Raw genomic sequence first — 15,003 nt, forward strand, 5'->3', positions numbered from 1 at the left:
ACGTTACGCTCCACCATAGATGCGCCGTTGTCGCTCATTCATCCGCGCCGTGTCGAGGATAAGGCAAACATCGGTGGTATTGAACATATGGTCGATAAAGGCACCCTCGCCCACAAACCCGCCGAGACGCAGGTATGCTTTTATCAGTGCTGGAACCTGCACCATCGCTGCGCGCCGATCCAGTTTATCGCTATCCAGCATATCCATGGGCTGGAACACTTCGGGCTGAGCCCGAACCCGAAGGTCCGGAGGCGCAAGGTGATTGTGATGTAACATGGACAAAGGCTGAGCCAGAGCTTGAGGATCGGTGCCGTGGAAACTGGCGACGCCGAACAAGACCTCGATCTCGCGCTCGGCAACATAGGCGGCCAACCCGTTCCACAGGTGATACATTGCTGTGCCGCCGCGATAATCGGGATGTAGACATGAACGTCCCAACTCCAACAGCTTGCGTCCGCCTTGTTTCAAGATGGAAAGATCGTATTCATCTTCGGAATAGAACTGTCCGATTTCAGAAGCACGATCACCTGGTAACAGCCTGTAAACGCCAACAACTTTGCCAGATTGATCGTCAACCGCCAACATGTGATCGAAATAGGGATCGAACCTGTCACGCTCCAGCCCGGCATCGTGGTCGACCATTTCCCCACCGCCGCCCAGTTCACGTATGAACACGTCATAGCGTAACCGCTGTGCAGCCCGCAATTCGGTGTCATTTTCGGCGAGTTTGACGGTGAAAGAAGGGCCTGCGTCCGGCATCAGAGGTTCCGTATTGTTTCCGCGCTGATACCGCAGGTTTCAGGGGAATGGCAACATAGAGCGCTTCGATCAAACGTTAACCTTTCTTAAACCAGTTTCACGGATCAAAGACCGGCATCAGGGCGATGCGTGTCCCGTCGATTACCACTTTTCCCTGCTCGCGGAAGTTTACGGTGATCTTACCTGCGATGTTGGATTGTACCTGTCCAATGCCCCAATCGGGGAAATCGGGGTGGCGGACATACATGCCCGGTGCGAGAATGGCATTCAGATCTGTCATCAAGGGGCTCCGGTCCGGCGGCAGATACAGCAGGAGGTACGCATGAGCGACTTGGACGTCAACCTGGCCGAACTGATCGGCTCGCGGATCTGCCACGATCTGATCAGCCCGATCGGGGCGATCACCAACGGCTTGGAGCTGCTTGAAATGGTTGGCGCGGTGCAAGGCCCCGAGATGGAACTGATCGCGGGAAGTGTCGGCAGCGCCGGCGCACGCATCCGCTTTTTCAGGGTCGCTTTTGGGTCGGCCAGCGATCATCCCCTTGGGCGGGCCGAGGTTTTAGAGCTGTTGAATGATGTCGAACGCGCAGGTCGTGTTCGCGTCAACTGGAACCTGACCGAAGCGGTACCGCGTAATCAGGTGAAACTGGCCTTTCTGGCGTTGATGTGCTGCGAAAGCGCGATGCCATTTGGCGGGGATGTAACGATCGTAAACGACGGGAAGAACTGGTCTGTGACAGGGACCGCGGACAAATTGAAGCTGGAAACCGAGCTATGGAAGAACCTGCCCAGCGGACGGTTTACCAACAAGGTCACCCCGGCGCAGGTTCAATTTGCGCTGCTGCCTGAATCCGCATCGTCGATGGGACGGCGGGTCGCGACCGATACGGCCTCAACTCGCGTCGAAATCCGGTTCTAAGACCGAACAGTCCCTGAACCGCGCACCAGATACTGAAAACTGGTCAGTTGAGCCGCACCTACGGGGCCGCGCGCGTGCATCTTTCCGGTGGCGATGCCAATCTCGGCCCCCATGCCAAACTCACCGCCATCGGCGAATTGAGTTGAGGCGTTATGCATCAGGATCGCGCTATCAAGCCGTTCAAAGAACCGGGCAGCTGCAGCGGGATCCTCGGTCATGATGCAATCGGTATGGTTCGACCCAAACCTGCGGATATGCGCAATGGCGGCGTCGATATCAGCCACCGGCTTGGCCGCGATGATACTATCCAGAAATTCTTTGCCCCAATCATCAGAAGTGGCCGCGATAGTGCCATCAACGGCCAATGTACCTTCGGCGTGTACTTCGACACCTGCGGCCAGCAGCGCCGATATGACATCCCGTCCCAGCGTTTCAGCGATATCCTGATGGATCAGCAGACATTCGGCAGCACCGCAGATTCCGGTACGACGGGTTTTGGCGTTCAAAACCACCTCGAGCGTCTTTTGCGGATCAGCGGCCTTGTCGATATAGATATGCACAATGCCTTCCAGATGGGCAAACACGGGCACGCGGGCCTCGCGCTGGACTAGCCCGACCAGCCCTTTGCCTCCACGGGGAACGATCACGTCGACATAATCGGTCATGGTCAGCAGTTCCTGAACCGCCGCCCGGTCGCGGGTTGGGATAAGCTGAACGGCATCCTCGGGCAGGTTCGCCGATTTCAAGCCCTGAACCAAACACGCGTGGATGGCTGACGAGGAATGAAAGCATTCTGATCCACCGCGCAGGATGACCGCGTTCCCGGATTTCAGACAGAGGGCACCCGCATCCGCAGTTACATTTGGGCGGCTCTCATAAATCACGCCGATAACCCCCAAAGGTGTCCGCACACGCTGGATGTTCAGGCCCGAGGGCATGTCCCATTCGGTCAGAACCTCACCAACAGGATCGGCCTGCTCTGCAACGGCGCGCAGCCCGTCGACCATGCCCTGAATGCGGGCCTCATCCAGCATCAGGCGATCCATCATCGCCGGGCTCAACCCTTTGTCGCGCCCGAATTCCATATCTTTCTTATTGGCCGCAATGATCTGTTCACGATTGGCCCAAACGGCATCGGCGGCACCGATCAGGGCAGCATGTTTACGCTCGGCGCTTGCAAATGCCAGCTCGGCAGCGGCGGCCTTGGCGCGTTTCCCAAGATCGGTCATCAGGTCGGGGATGCTGTCGAAATCCTTCATCTCAGGTGCCTTTCAGTCAATTTGTCAAACAGCCAGATCATCGCGGTGGATCAACACCGCGCGGCCAGGATAGCCTAGAGTGGCTTCGATCTCGGTCGATTTGCGCCCCTTGATAGCGTCTGCTTCTTGCGCGGTATAGCGGCTGAGCCCCTGTGCAAGCCGTCGCGCCTGTGGGTCCATGATCGAAACAGGATCACCGCGCCCGAAATCTCCGGACACTTCGACTATTCCTGCTGGCAAAAGGCTTTTGCCATTGCTCAGCGCCCGCGCGGCCCCCGCGTCTACAACAATCTCACCCCGGGGTTTCATCGCTGAAATCCAGCGTTTGCGTGCGGCATGCGGGTCAACAGTCGCGATGAACCATGTACAGTTCGCGCCGTTTTCAAGCGTTTTCAACGGGTTCAGAGGGGAACCTTCGGTGATCGCCATGTCGCAACCAGCAGCCGTGGCCATTTTTCCCGCCAACAGTTTGGTCTTCATCCCGCCCTTTGATAGGCCGGAACCGGCATCACCCGCCATCGCCTCAATCTCGGGCGTGATGTCTTCGATCATGTCAAACCGCTTGGCCGAGGCATCCTCATTTGGATTGGCCGAGTAGAACCCATCAACATCCGACAACAGGATCAACTGGTCGGCGCCAACAGTGACGGCAATCTGTGCCGCCAGCCGATCATTGTCGCCATATCGGATCTCATCAGTGGCGACTGTATCGTTCTCATTGACAATCGGAACGACTCCAAGCCCCAGCAGCGTTTCCAAGGTGGCGCGTGAATTCAGATAGCGACGACGATCGGCGCTATCCTCCAGCGTAACGAGCACTTGTGCAGTAGTAATGCTGTGAGGCGTCAGCGCTTCTTCATAGGCGCGGGCCAGCCGGATTTGCCCGACAGCGGCGGCGGCTTGCGACTGTTCCAACGGAAGCGTGGCCATGGGCAGACCCAAAACGCCACGCCCCAACGCGATTGACCCCGATGAGACCAGGATGACGTCGGTCCCCTGCCCCTTTAGCCATGCGACGTCCTCAGCAAGCGAATGTAACCAATCAGATCGCAGCAACCCTGTGTTCCGATCCACCAGCAAGGCGGATCCGATCTTGACCACGAGGCGTTTGGCTGCGGTCAGGGTTGCCAAGGCAGTTCCTCCTCGGCGGGTTTCTGACGTACGCGGTCATCGTCGATCTGACTGCGCAAGGCCCGCAGGACGTCGGTTACGCCAAGATGCGCGACACCTGACATGGCCATCACAGGGCCACCAACGGCCCCTTCTAGCTCGGACTTTGCCAGCTCTCGTTCCTCGTCATCCAAGGCGTCGACCTTGTTCAGCACAGTGATGCGAGGCTTATCGGCCAATTCTCCACCATAGGCTTCGAGCTCGTGAATGATCGTACGGTAGTCTTCTGCCACTGTCTCGGAAGTGCCATCGACCAGATGCAGCAATACCGCGCAGCGTTCGACGTGGCCCAGAAAGCGGTCTCCGATTCCGCGTCCTTCATGTGCGCCCTCGATCAGACCGGGGATGTCGGCCACCACGAATTCCACATTGTCGACACCCACCACGCCCAAATTGGGGTGCAAGGTGGTAAAGGGGTAATCGGCAATTTTGGGGCGTGCGTTCGATGTCGCAGCAAGAAAGGTCGATTTGCCGGCATTAGGCATCCCCAACAGGCCGACATCGGCAATCAGTTTCAGGCGCAGCCAGATCGTGCGGTCGATACCTGCCTGACCCGGATTAGCCCGACGAGGAGCCTGGTTAGTGGCCGATTTGAAGTGCAGGTTGCCAAAACCGCCATTGCCGCCCTTGGCCAGCAGGACCCTTTGGCCCACCTCTGTCAGATCGCAGATGACGGTTTCTTCGTCTTCGTCCAGGATCTCAGTGCCGACCGGGACGCGCAGAATGATGTCATCACCATCTTTTCCGGTGCGCTGCTGCCCCCGGCCAGGCTGACCGTTCTTGGCAAAGAAATGCTGCTGGTAGCGAAAGTCGATCAGGGTATTCAACCCATCCACAACTTCGACCCAGACAGAGCCACCTTTACCGCCGTCCCCACCATCGGGACCGCCGTATTCAATGTACTTTTCGCGCCGAAAACTGACGCAGCCGCCACCGCCGGCCCCGGACCGGATGTAGACCTTTGCAAGATCGAGAAATTTCATGACTGTCCCCTACTGCAAAGGCCCCACCGGCCACAAGTCAGAGTTTTTTACTGTATGTCCAAGTGGGCACGTTCGCATCACGCGCCACCGAATAGATTTCGGCATCACCCAGGTATTCGAAACCACAATGCGTCAGCACCCTGGCTGAGGCTGGATTGTCCTGAAATACGCTTGCGAACATCGACGTGTTTTCAAGCGGATTGGCGACAACCAGCGCTTCGACCGCCAGAGATGCGATCCCGGTGTTCCAATAGACAGGAGCCACCCAATAGCCGACCTCGGATTGGTTGCGATCCAGGCGTTCCAGCGAGATCAGGCCTATCAGCTCCGGACCGCCATCCTTGGTCGCGTCCATCGCCCAGACATCCTCGCTGCGGTCTTCGGCCATGGACCGGGTCACAAAGGCCTCAACCGCGCCGGGCGGCAAAGGATGCGCAATCCTTGTCGTCATACGCGCAACCCGTTCATCTCCGGCATAATGTTCGATGAGACCCAGATCCGACCGGCGCAGAGGGCGCAGATCGAACCGCTCGGTTTCTATGACCGGCTGGTTTATGATCGTCTCAAGTTTCATAGGTGCGTTCCTCCTCCGAACAACACAAAAAGTACAGACGCAACAGTGAGACCTGCTAACGTCCACATCAGATATTTTTCCATCGGCCGACCTTCAACCGCGTGGGCAATTCTATCTCCGGCAAATGTCCAGATTGGATGAAGAATCACCTGACAAATCAATAAACAAGCCGCGATTGCGAGCGTTGCCTCAAAAGTTGGTGTTCCGACGGCGACAAACCCCGTGAACCCCGCAACGATCATGGCCCAGGCCTTGGGATTGAGCGGATGAACAATCAATCCGGCCAGAAACCCTGGCGCTGCGCCATCAGCCTCTTGCCGGGACAGCCGCGTGTTGGCGATCTTCCACGCCAGCCACATGATATAGGCCGCCGAGGCGTATTTCAGAACAGCAAACACCGCCGGCGCCTGATCCGCCAATTGCAGCAACCCAAAGCCCACCGGCCAGATGATTAGCTGCTTGCCCAGAATGACGCCGCCCACAAAAGGCAGCGCTGCCCGAAACCCGTAACGCGCACCGGTTCCCAGCAGGACCATATTGGCCGGTCCCGGCGTGCCGACCTGACTGGCGGCAAAGATCAGGAAACTGGTGGTTGCGACTGTCATCGGACTGTTTGATCGAACCTGCGTTAAAACGAGAAAAGGGACCGGCATTTTCTGCCGGTCCCCCAAGAATTTTCAAACCTTATGGGTTTCGGCTTACTCTGCGGCCTCCGCCACTGGCAGGACCGAAATAAAGGTGCGGTTTTTGAGGCCTTTGTGGAACTTCACAGCGCCATCAACAGTTGCAAAGATGGTGTGATCTTTGCCAATGCCTACGCCTTCGCCCGGCCAGAACTTGGTGCCGCGCTGACGCACGATGATGTTGCCTGAAATGGCGGCCTGGCCACCATACAGTTTCACGCCAAGGCGGCGACCAGCTGAGTCGCGACCGTTACGGGAGGAACCGCCAGCTTTTTTATGTGCCATTCTCTCTCTCCTTAGCCTTTAGCAAGCTCTTTGGCCTGCTCAACCCATTCGGGTTTCACTTTGACCGTTTCGATAGCAGCAATCTGCTCGTCCGACAAGGCGGCCAGAGCGGCAAAGCTCTCGATACCGGCCTCGTTCAGCTTTTTGGCAGCGGCTGGGCCGACACCGTTCAGCGCGGTCAGATCGTCTGCAGCAGCAACAGCGGCGGGTGCCTCTGCTTTGGCTTCTGCTTTCTTGGCGGGCTTTTTCGCTGCGGGTGCAGCTTCGCCTGCCGGTGCAGAACCGGTTGCAGCTTTGATGCCCGACTTGTCAGCGCCCGACGACAGGATGTCGGTGATCTTGACCAGGGTCAGCTTCTGACGGTGGCCAACGGTACGCTTCGAGCTGTGCTTACGACGGCGCTTGACGAAGTTGATGACCTTGTCACCCTTGATCTGTTCGATCACGTCGGCCTGAACGGCTGCACCATCTACAAACGGTGCACCAACAACCGGAGCGTCACCGCCCAGCATCAGAACATCGTTGAATTGAACTTTTTCACCTGCGTCGGCAGCCAATTTTTCAACGCGGAGGATATCACCCGCCTGAACCTTGTACTGCTTGCCGCCAGTCTTGAGGACCGCAAACATGCGTCTTTCCTTTGTCTAACCCGCGTTCTGTGGTCCCCTTGCGGGTGTTTTCGGCCTCAGCCACCTCGAACAGCGCGCCCTTTTTCGGGCTGTGTGAATGACCCATGGATCAGCCCCTTGGGTCAATAATAACGATACCCGGCGCGGAGATTCCGGCCGGGATGGGCGCTTATCCAAAGATTGCAGAGGAAAGTCAACATGAAATGGCGACTAAAGATCAGAGCCCTGTAAGACAGCCGCAACCGCCTTTCCCAGATCGTAATAGATCTGATCATACATACTGTCGAAGCTTTCGAACAGTGAGCTGTTCAGCGCTTGCCCTGTATCCGTTCGAGAAAACGCGATGTTCTTGCGCATTTGGGCGTTGCTCAAAGGGTTATAGGCCATCAACAGAAAGGAATACAGCCAGGTTTCTGTCTCTTGCTCGATCCCGTCCTTTTGCAGCAGAAGGTTGTCCAGAAGGTCGCTGTCATCGAGAACTTGGCCGTCATTTATCCCCCTGAAAAAGTTGTAATCCGCGCTCAAAGCGCTCCGCACGTTCTGTTTGATCAGGTCGTTGGCCAGTATGTACTCTTCGACCAGTTTGAACTGCATGCTGTCTTTGGTGTTTTCGAAATAGGCCTGTTTTGCCAAGTCTTCGATTGCCGGATCAACAAATGCAAGCCGTGCGGAATTCTCAAGGGAAACGATGGTCTGGCCAAGATCGCTTTCAAAAAAGGCGATGGCGCGTTCCAAATGCACTTCATCCAGGCTTTGCCGGAATCCCTGGACCAACTTATCATACATCCAATCGGGATCATAAATCGCCTCGACCCGAGTTTCGAACAGAGCGCCACCGTTGCCATCCAACAAAGTGGCGTCCATCTCTTGGCTCATCTTTCCGCCTTCGGACAGGAGGATTTCGATCAGGTTCTCCAGACGCATTGCCTGCGCCAGCCGATCCGCTTTTTCCACGGCGCCGGATGATGTGGCCCAGAAGATCAGGGCAAAAACGATCAGAATGCGCATCAGATGTCCTGTGCGGGGTGAAGCTCGGCCATTTTGGTTGCCAGGACTTCGAATTTCATAGCCATTATCTCATACTGAATGGCGTTCAAAAGTTCGTAGACTTCCTGCATTAGAGGCTGTTCCAACGCCTCGACATAGGTGATGACATCCGCATCCGAGAAATCCTGATAGGTATAAGCAGCACCGGCAAGTGCGGAGAGCTGTAAGGCCTGTCGCATCCCGGTTTCATTCTGTTTCATCATTGCGCGCAATTCATCTGCATCCAACTGCAGTTCGATCACACCTGAAGCGCTGGCGGCGAGGAGGAACCGGATTTGTATTTCCTGAAGGGCGCGCAAAGAAGTACCGCTTGAGTCGATGGCAGTGTTCATCCTTTTTAGACTCTCAACACGTTGAGAGCCTTCCCGGACAAGTTGAGCGACTATCTCTTGGCCCTGCTGTTGTTTTGCTTCGTCATCCTCGATCAGATGGGAAGCGTTTTCAGCAGAGACCAGTCGTTGACCCAGATCTGATGCATAGAATTCTACCGCGTGATTCAGCGCCTGATCGCTGAGCGTCTGCTCTAAAATCGAAACTGCAGTTTCATGCATGTCTTTGGTATCGAACACCTCTTCGGTCAGCCGCGCCCAGTCCGACCCGAATCCATCGGGGTCAAAACCCAGCATCTGAGGTGCCGAGGCCGAGGCCAGAGCAATACTTTCAAGGGCAACGTCGAAACCGGTCGTGGTCAAGAATGCCTCGATCCTATCGCGCCCGGCAGCGGATGCCGGGATTGGCAACATGAATACTGTGAAAAGAAACAGCGAAAGGGCGGTGGTCATGTGGTGCGTAAAATGTCTCATGTACAGAAGCCTAGGGGTTTTGCGGCATCTGGCAACGGAAAATCCTGGGATTGATAAATTATGAAACTTTCTGCTTGCACCCCCGGGTGTTCATCACTAAATCCCCCCCTCACAGACCCCCGCGGAGAGGTGCCGGAGTGGTCGAACGGGGCGGTCTCGAAAACCGTTGTGGGTGCAAGCCCACCCAGGGTTCGAATCCCTGTCTCTCCGCCATCAGCCATTCAGCGCATGATTGGTAACCAGCTTTCCGGAATTTGGCTCAAGCACCTGAAATGCAGGCCTTTGTCGCCTTATTCGCTTTGCGCGCGTTCCTACGAGAATTCTTAGCCTCTGTGCTTCCCTGCTGAACAGGCATCCGTGCGACCCTGTGGGTCGGTTGACAAGAATGGCATCTCGACCACTGGTTGTTCAACGTTGGCGTGTTATTGCCACGGGATCGGCCCAGATCGGCGTACACTGGCTCAATCCCTTGTTCTGATAGGATGTTCCACGAATTCCCCTTTCCAGTCCGCTAGTTTCCCCCCATCTCGGCGACACATATTTCAAAGGAGAATCCCATGTCGCGTATAATCTTGCTAGGGGTCGTCGTCGCCGGCGTTGGCGCCGCAATCTATTACTATCTGAATCAACCTGCCGCTCCGGTCGAACAGCCGCAAGCCGCCGCTGAAGAAACCGGAAACGCCGTGTCTGAAGCCGTAGAATCGGTTACCGAACAGGCTGGCGAAGCTGCGTCTTCCGTTACGGAACAGGCGGCTGAAATCGTCGAACAGTCCAGCGAAGCCGCGTCTGACCTAGCCACTCAAGCCGGTGAAACAGCGACTGAGCTGGCCGATCAGGCTGGAGAAGAGGTCGCTGCCCTCACCAACCAGGGGCAAGAGCTGCTGAATTCCTGGGTTGAGAGCGGCGCTATGAGTGTTGATAACTTTGACTATGACGCCATGGTTGCCTCAGTTCAGGAAAGCACACTGGCAGAAGAACTGAAGGTAAAAGCGGTTGGTATTCTCGATGATATCAAAGCCTCACCTGCAACAATCGCGCTGAAAATTCAGGAACTTCAGGCCCTGTTGACTGGTCAGTAAGAATTTGAAAGACCGCCGAAACAGGCGGTCTTTCCCTACGTCAAAGAATAGTTCGATTGACGCGCCTTTGGCCATTTGCTTGGCTGATCTGAACACATATGCCACGGTTGATGTCGATCATGGCCATCATTTTCGAAATTGTTGGTTTGATGCAGTCAAGCAGGACCCGACAGTTTCCTATCGTTCAGAAAAGGTACGCTCATGACCCCCCTTCCCTCTTCCATGTTTGCGATCGTTCAAACTCATCATGGGTATTCGGGCAAAGCCACTGGTCCCAGCATCCAAAATGCGTCTGATTGGCTGGCCGAAACGGAAATGCCTGTGCCCGAGCCGGGCGCAGGACAGGTTCTGATCCGTCTGAGGGCGTCATCAGTTAATCCGTCCGACCTTCATTTTATCAAGGGTGAATACGGGCAGCCTAGGGTAAAGGGATCTCCGGCCGGGTTTGAGGGATGTGGAGACGTCGTCGCCACCGGTGCCGGAGCCGAGGGTTTGCAGGGACAGCGCGTGGCATTCATGGCCACTCATTCCGGTGCCTGGGCCGAGTACGCTCTGACCGATGCACAAATGTGTATTCCACTGCGCCCGGATATCTTGGATGACGATGGGTCAGCACAGATTGTGAACCCGATGACGGCCATGGCGATGGTCGATCTGGCGCGTCAGGCCGGAGATGCTTTTATCGTATCTGCCGCAACCAGTCAGTTAGGCAAGCTTATGTGCAGCCTCGGTCGCGATCTTGGGCTCAAGCCGATTGCGATCGTGAGACGCGCTGAGACCGTTGCTGCATTGAAAGAGCTGGGCGCGCATGACGTGCTGGTAACATCAGACCCCGACATGCTGCAGAAATTCGCAGCGCTTAGCAAAGAGCTTAAACCTCGGGTCTTTTTGGATGCCGTCGCCGACCAGATTTCCGAACAGATTTTCTGTGCGATGCCGAAAGGTGCGCGCTGGGTGTGTTATGGCAAGCTCAGCCCTGAACTGCCCAAACTAACGCAGACGGGACAGCTCATCTTTATGGGTAAGAAAATCGAAGGGTTTTGGCTGACACAATGGATGACAGCGACGCCTCGCGAAGATGTGGTACGTGTCGTTGCCGAGGTTCAGGCCCGCTTTGCGGACGGGCGTTGGAAAACAGATGTTTCTGAAAAGCTTACATTAAAAAATGTTATGTCCGGGCTGGTTGATGCACTGCAAAAGAGTGACGGAAAGGTAATTATCACGCCATTGTAGTACTAACCTCGGGCTAAGGAGGAGGCCCGGGATCTAAATGAACCCGGAGCAACCGGTATAGGGAGGTGAGTTTGGATAATGCGCAGCTGCTGATAAGCGGGCTGGCGAATGGCTGTGTCTATGGGCTGATCGCGCTCGGATTTGTTCTGATTTACAAGGCGACTGAGGCAGTGAACTTCGCACAGGGTGATCTCATGATGCTGGGCGCCTTTGTTACCATCGGGCTTACAAATGCCGAATATATGGGGCTGCCTTTTTGGCTGGCCTTGCCGATCTCGTTGGGGATCATGGGAGTGCTGGGGTACTTGCTGGACCGGTTGATCATTCGGCGGCTTTTCGGGGAAAGCCAGACGGCTGTGGTCATTCTGACCATCGCCCTGGGCTTTGTAATCCGATTTGTCGCTGGTCTGATTTGGGGGCACGAACCGCAGACGCTGCAGAATCCACTGGCCGGAAAAGAAGTGCGTTTTGGTGGCCTTGTACTGGGGATGGAGGACGTGGCGGTTATTGTCGTTACCGTTCTGCTGACCTGGGGGCTGTACCAGTTCTTCAGTCGCACCAAGCTTGGGCTTGCAATGCAGGGTGCCTCACAAAATCAGCTGGCGGCCTATTATATGGGAATCCCGGTAAAACGTGTGCAGGGTTTCATCTGGGCGTTGGCCGGCGTGGTTGCGGGTATCGCAGGCATTTTGTTTGCCGCGAAAGGATCCGTGGACCCGGCAACCGGACTTCTGGGCATTAAGGCCTTCGCCGCTGCGGTCATTGGCGGATTCGGAAGTTTACCTGGAGCATTGGCCGGAGGTTTGATCGTTGGCGTAATCGAACCGTTTGCCAGTCGCTATATCGCTGCTGGGTACAGTCAGGTTGCACCTTATGCGCTGTTGTTGGCTGTCCTGATCTTTCGCCCCAATGGGCTGTTCAGCCAAGTTAGGGTCAAAAAGGTTTAAGCCATGCGGATCATTTTCAAGACCAGTTACATGCAAGATATCCGGCCTTGGAAAGACCGGTATCAACTGAGCCTATACCTGATCCTTCTAGGCGTCGTGATCGCCGCTCCGTGGTGGTTGGACGCATTCTATCTGGGTGAGCTGACAAATGTTCTGATCTGGGCGATTGCAGGTCTTGGGTTGATGATACTGACCGGCCATACCGGACAGGTCAGCCTTGGGCATGCGGCTTTTCTGGCCTTTGGGTGCTATGCGAATATCATCTTGATTGAGGCAGGCTTGCCATTCCTGCTGGCCTTCCCGATCGCCGGTATCCTGACCGGGATAGCAGGGGTGACCGTTGCTATCCCGGCCCTGCGCCTTCACGGTATCTACCTGGCAATCTTTACCATGGCCCTGTCGATCCTGATGGATGACGTGATTGTCCTGGCCGAGCCGATCACCGGCGGGGTCGCCGGTAAATATATCGGCGGGGTCGAGATATTTGGATTCATGGTCGATCGCTGGGCTACGCCGGTCCAATTCTTTTGGCTGGTGCTTGCAGTCGCGGTTCTGGTCACTCTGGGCTATATCAACCTGCTGCGCGCACCGCTTGGGCGCAGTTTCATCGCCGTGCGAGATTCTGAGGTCTCGGCCCAGGCGATGGGTGTTGATATTGCGCAGACCAAGATGATTTCATTTGCCCTGTCCTGCGCTGTGACCGGCTGGGCAGGTGCTCTGATGGGGATGTTCTCGGGCGCATTCAATAACGAGACATTCAGCGTCCTAATCTCAATTCAGCTGCTGATGATGATCGTGATCGGTGGTCTGGGCTCAATCCACGGGGCATTCCTGGGCGCTGTCGTCATAGGGTTTCTGCCGCAATTTTTGTCGATCGCAAAAGAGTATGTCGGCGCAGTTTTCGGGGGCAGCACCGTCGCAATTCCGGGATTGGAATTTGGTATCTTCGGCATGATCTTGATCGCCTTTATCCTGTTTGAACCCATGGGGATGTATGGACGTTGGCTGAAGATCCGGACATGGTTCGAACTGTTTCCCTTCTATCGCAAGGACATGTTCAAACGTCAGAAATCCTATCTCAAGACGGAGCGTCTGAGATGAGCCTGCTTGAATTTAAGAATGTCACCTTGAAATTTGGTGGCGTCACGGCTGTGAACGACCTGTCCTTTTCAGTCGAAGACGGCGAGGTTTTTGCCATAGTCGGCCCCAATGGCGCGGGTAAATCGACCGTTTTCAATCTGATCTCTCGCTTTTATGAACCAATAGAGGGTTCAATCCGGTATGACGGGCATGACTTGCTGCAGGTGAAACCGTCCGGCGTTGCAGCATTTGGTGTTGCGCGGACGTTTCAGAATATCGAACTGTTCGAACACGCCACTGTTCTGCAGAACCTGCTGGTCGGGCGTCATCGGCACCGCAAGACAAAACTTTTGTCCGAGGTGCTGTTCCTGCCGTCGGCCCGGCGGCAAGAGATCGAAAACCGTGAAAAGGTAGAAGAGATCATAGATTTTCTTGATTTGCAGGCCTATCGCGACAAGATGATATCAGGCCTGCCCTACGGTGTGCGCAAAGTGGTTGAAGTTGCCCGCGCCCTGGCCACCGATCCCAAGTTGTTGCTGCTGGATGAACCGGCCTCGGGGCTGTCGGTCGAGGAAACGACCGATATGCGCTGGTGGATAGATGATATCCGGCGGCAGATGGGGATTACGGTGCTGATGGTCGAACATGACATGGCTTTGGTTTCGGGCGTCTCGGATCGGGTCCTTGCAATGGCGGATGGGGCAATGCTCGCACTGGGAACCCCTGCGCAGGTACAGTCACACCCGGCAGTGGTTGAGGCCTATCTAGGGAAAGTGTCATGAGCGATCCGATCCTGACCATTCGCAATGTCGAAAGTTTTTACGGGCCAATCATGGCAATCCGGGGCGTGTCGCTGGATGTGCCTCCGGGTAAAATCGTGTCGATCCTTGGGGCCAATGGGGCCGGCAAGACCACATTGATGAAAACCGTGTCCGGCGTAATGGACCCGGAAAAGGGCAAGATCAGCTTTGACGGGGTCGAAATTCAAGGGGCCGAGCCACATAAAGTTGTGCAGAAAGGCGTCGTCCACGTACCCGAAGGGCGCGAAGTATTCCCCCTTTTGACCGTGGATGAGAACCTGAGCCTCGGCGCCTATACATCCTCGGACCGAGGCCAGATTGACCATGACCGCGAACTGGTTTTTTCCTACTTCCCGATCCTGAAAGAGCGGCGCACGCAAGAGGCAGGCACCCTTTCTGGCGGCCAACAACAGATGCTGGCCATCGGGCGTGGCTTGATGGCAAATCCAAGGATTATGTTGCTGGACGAGCCGTCTCTGGGCCTGTCCCCTTTGCTTGTGCAAGAGATTTTCGGCATCCTGAAGCGCCTGAACGACGAGCAGAACATGACGATGATGCTGGTTGAGCAGAACGCCAATGCTGCGCTGGAACTGGCCCATCACGGCTATGTCATGGAGGTTGGGCGCATCGTCATGGATGGCCCCGCGGATGAGCTGATGCAGTCAGAAGACATCCAGAATTTCTATCTGGGTGTGCAGGAAGAAGGTGCGCGTGAAAACCGCCGCTGGAAACGCAAGAAGACGTGGAGGTGAG

18 protein-coding genes and 1 tRNA gene are annotated in these 15,003 nt (G+C 55.9%); 8 read left to right on the forward strand and 11 right to left on the reverse strand.

The features are described 5' to 3' along the window. Positions 1-3 precede the first annotated feature (3 nt). Positions 4-759, reverse strand: a complete 756-nt coding sequence (gene olsB, locus AC2FJW_RS00675; RefSeq protein ID WP_496688091.1) for an L-ornithine N(alpha)-acyltransferase — start codon at positions 757-759, stop codon at positions 4-6. 97 nt (positions 760-856) lie between these two features. Then, complete coding sequence (locus tag AC2FJW_RS00680) at positions 857-1,039, reverse strand: DUF3553 domain-containing protein (protein WP_271947102.1); 183 nt, start codon at positions 1,037-1,039, stop codon at positions 857-859. 42 nt (positions 1,040-1,081) lie between these two features. Here AC2FJW_RS00680 and AC2FJW_RS00685 point away from each other — a divergent pair, with 42 nt between their 5' ends. Beyond that, complete coding sequence (locus AC2FJW_RS00685) at positions 1,082-1,678, forward strand: histidine phosphotransferase family protein (RefSeq protein ID WP_496704611.1); 597 nt, start codon at positions 1,082-1,084, stop codon at positions 1,676-1,678. Here AC2FJW_RS00685 and AC2FJW_RS00690 read toward each other — a convergent pair. From AC2FJW_RS00690 to AC2FJW_RS00730, 9 genes are all read right to left on the reverse strand, one after another. Next, the gene (locus AC2FJW_RS00690; RefSeq protein WP_496748957.1) at positions 1,675-2,937 is read right to left on the reverse strand and encodes a glutamate-5-semialdehyde dehydrogenase; all 1,263 of its coding nucleotides are present in this window, start codon (positions 2,935-2,937) and stop codon (positions 1,675-1,677) included. The genes AC2FJW_RS00685 and AC2FJW_RS00690 overlap by 4 nt on opposite strands. A 24-nt stretch (positions 2,938-2,961) precedes the next feature. Further along, complete coding sequence (gene proB, locus AC2FJW_RS00695; protein ID WP_496748958.1) at positions 2,962-4,068, reverse strand: glutamate 5-kinase; 1,107 nt, start codon at positions 4,066-4,068, stop codon at positions 2,962-2,964. After that, positions 4,056-5,090 carry a GTPase ObgE gene (obgE, locus tag AC2FJW_RS00700; protein WP_496695437.1) on the reverse strand — a complete coding sequence of 345 codons (1,035 nt, stop codon included), beginning with the start codon at positions 5,088-5,090 and terminating at the stop codon, positions 4,056-4,058. Before obgE ends, proB begins: the two co-directional genes overlap by 13 nt. 37 nt (positions 5,091-5,127) lie before the next feature. Next, positions 5,128-5,664: a GNAT family N-acetyltransferase gene (locus AC2FJW_RS00705; RefSeq protein ID WP_142633834.1), complete on the reverse strand. Its 537-nt coding sequence runs from the start codon at positions 5,662-5,664 to the stop codon at positions 5,128-5,130. After that, the gene (locus AC2FJW_RS00710) at positions 5,661-6,269 is read right to left on the reverse strand and encodes a LysE family translocator (protein WP_496688076.1); all 609 of its coding nucleotides are present in this window, start codon (positions 6,267-6,269) and stop codon (positions 5,661-5,663) included. Before AC2FJW_RS00710 ends, AC2FJW_RS00705 begins: the two co-directional genes overlap by 4 nt. Before the next feature lie 93 nt (positions 6,270-6,362). Next, positions 6,363-6,632, reverse strand: a complete 270-nt coding sequence (gene rpmA, locus AC2FJW_RS00715) for a 50S ribosomal protein L27 (protein ID WP_120635433.1) — start codon at positions 6,630-6,632, stop codon at positions 6,363-6,365. Positions 6,633-6,643: 11 nt separating this feature from the next. Then, positions 6,644-7,261, reverse strand: coding sequence for a 50S ribosomal protein L21 (locus AC2FJW_RS00720; protein WP_271947092.1), 618 nt, complete (start codon positions 7,259-7,261; stop codon positions 6,644-6,646). 210 nt (positions 7,262-7,471) lie between these two features. Beyond that, positions 7,472-8,269, reverse strand: a complete 798-nt coding sequence (locus AC2FJW_RS00725; protein ID WP_496748959.1) for a DUF2059 domain-containing protein — start codon at positions 8,267-8,269, stop codon at positions 7,472-7,474. Beyond that, the gene (locus AC2FJW_RS00730; protein ID WP_271948056.1) at positions 8,269-9,090 is read right to left on the reverse strand and encodes a DUF2059 domain-containing protein; all 822 of its coding nucleotides are present in this window, start codon (positions 9,088-9,090) and stop codon (positions 8,269-8,271) included. The genes AC2FJW_RS00725 and AC2FJW_RS00730 overlap by 1 nt, the downstream gene beginning before the upstream one ends. Before the next feature lie 144 nt (positions 9,091-9,234). Here AC2FJW_RS00730 and AC2FJW_RS00735 point away from each other — a divergent pair. The 7 genes from AC2FJW_RS00735 (at position 9,235) to AC2FJW_RS00765 (ending at position 15,002) form a co-directional block, all read left to right on the forward strand. Further along, a tRNA-Ser gene (locus AC2FJW_RS00735) sits at positions 9,235-9,324 on the forward strand. A gap of 344 nt (positions 9,325-9,668) precedes the next feature. Further along, the gene (locus tag AC2FJW_RS00740; protein ID WP_281972111.1) at positions 9,669-10,190 is read left to right on the forward strand and encodes a hypothetical protein; all 522 of its coding nucleotides are present in this window, start codon (positions 9,669-9,671) and stop codon (positions 10,188-10,190) included. Positions 10,191-10,391: 201 nt separating this feature from the next. Next, a complete protein-coding gene (locus tag AC2FJW_RS00745; RefSeq protein ID WP_496748960.1) occupies positions 10,392-11,423 on the forward strand; it encodes a zinc-binding dehydrogenase in 1,032 nt (343 codons plus the stop codon). 71 nt (positions 11,424-11,494) lie between these two features. Further along, on the forward strand, positions 11,495-12,370 hold the full coding sequence (locus tag AC2FJW_RS00750; protein WP_496748961.1) for a branched-chain amino acid ABC transporter permease: 876 nt from the start codon (positions 11,495-11,497) through the stop codon (positions 12,368-12,370). Between the two features lie 3 nt (positions 12,371-12,373). After that, positions 12,374-13,471, forward strand: coding sequence for a branched-chain amino acid ABC transporter permease (locus AC2FJW_RS00755; RefSeq protein WP_142633851.1), 1,098 nt, complete (start codon positions 12,374-12,376; stop codon positions 13,469-13,471). Continuing rightward, positions 13,468-14,232 carry an ABC transporter ATP-binding protein gene (locus tag AC2FJW_RS00760; protein WP_496691247.1) on the forward strand — a complete coding sequence of 255 codons (765 nt, stop codon included), beginning with the start codon at positions 13,468-13,470 and terminating at the stop codon, positions 14,230-14,232. The genes AC2FJW_RS00755 and AC2FJW_RS00760 overlap by 4 nt, the downstream gene beginning before the upstream one ends. Then, positions 14,229-15,002, forward strand: a complete 774-nt coding sequence (locus tag AC2FJW_RS00765; RefSeq protein WP_496748962.1) for an ABC transporter ATP-binding protein — start codon at positions 14,229-14,231, stop codon at positions 15,000-15,002. Before AC2FJW_RS00760 ends, AC2FJW_RS00765 begins: the two co-directional genes overlap by 4 nt. Position 15,003 lies beyond the last annotated feature (1 nt).

The sequence above is a fragment of the Ruegeria sp. CDSA020 genome (genome assembly GCF_059612345.1).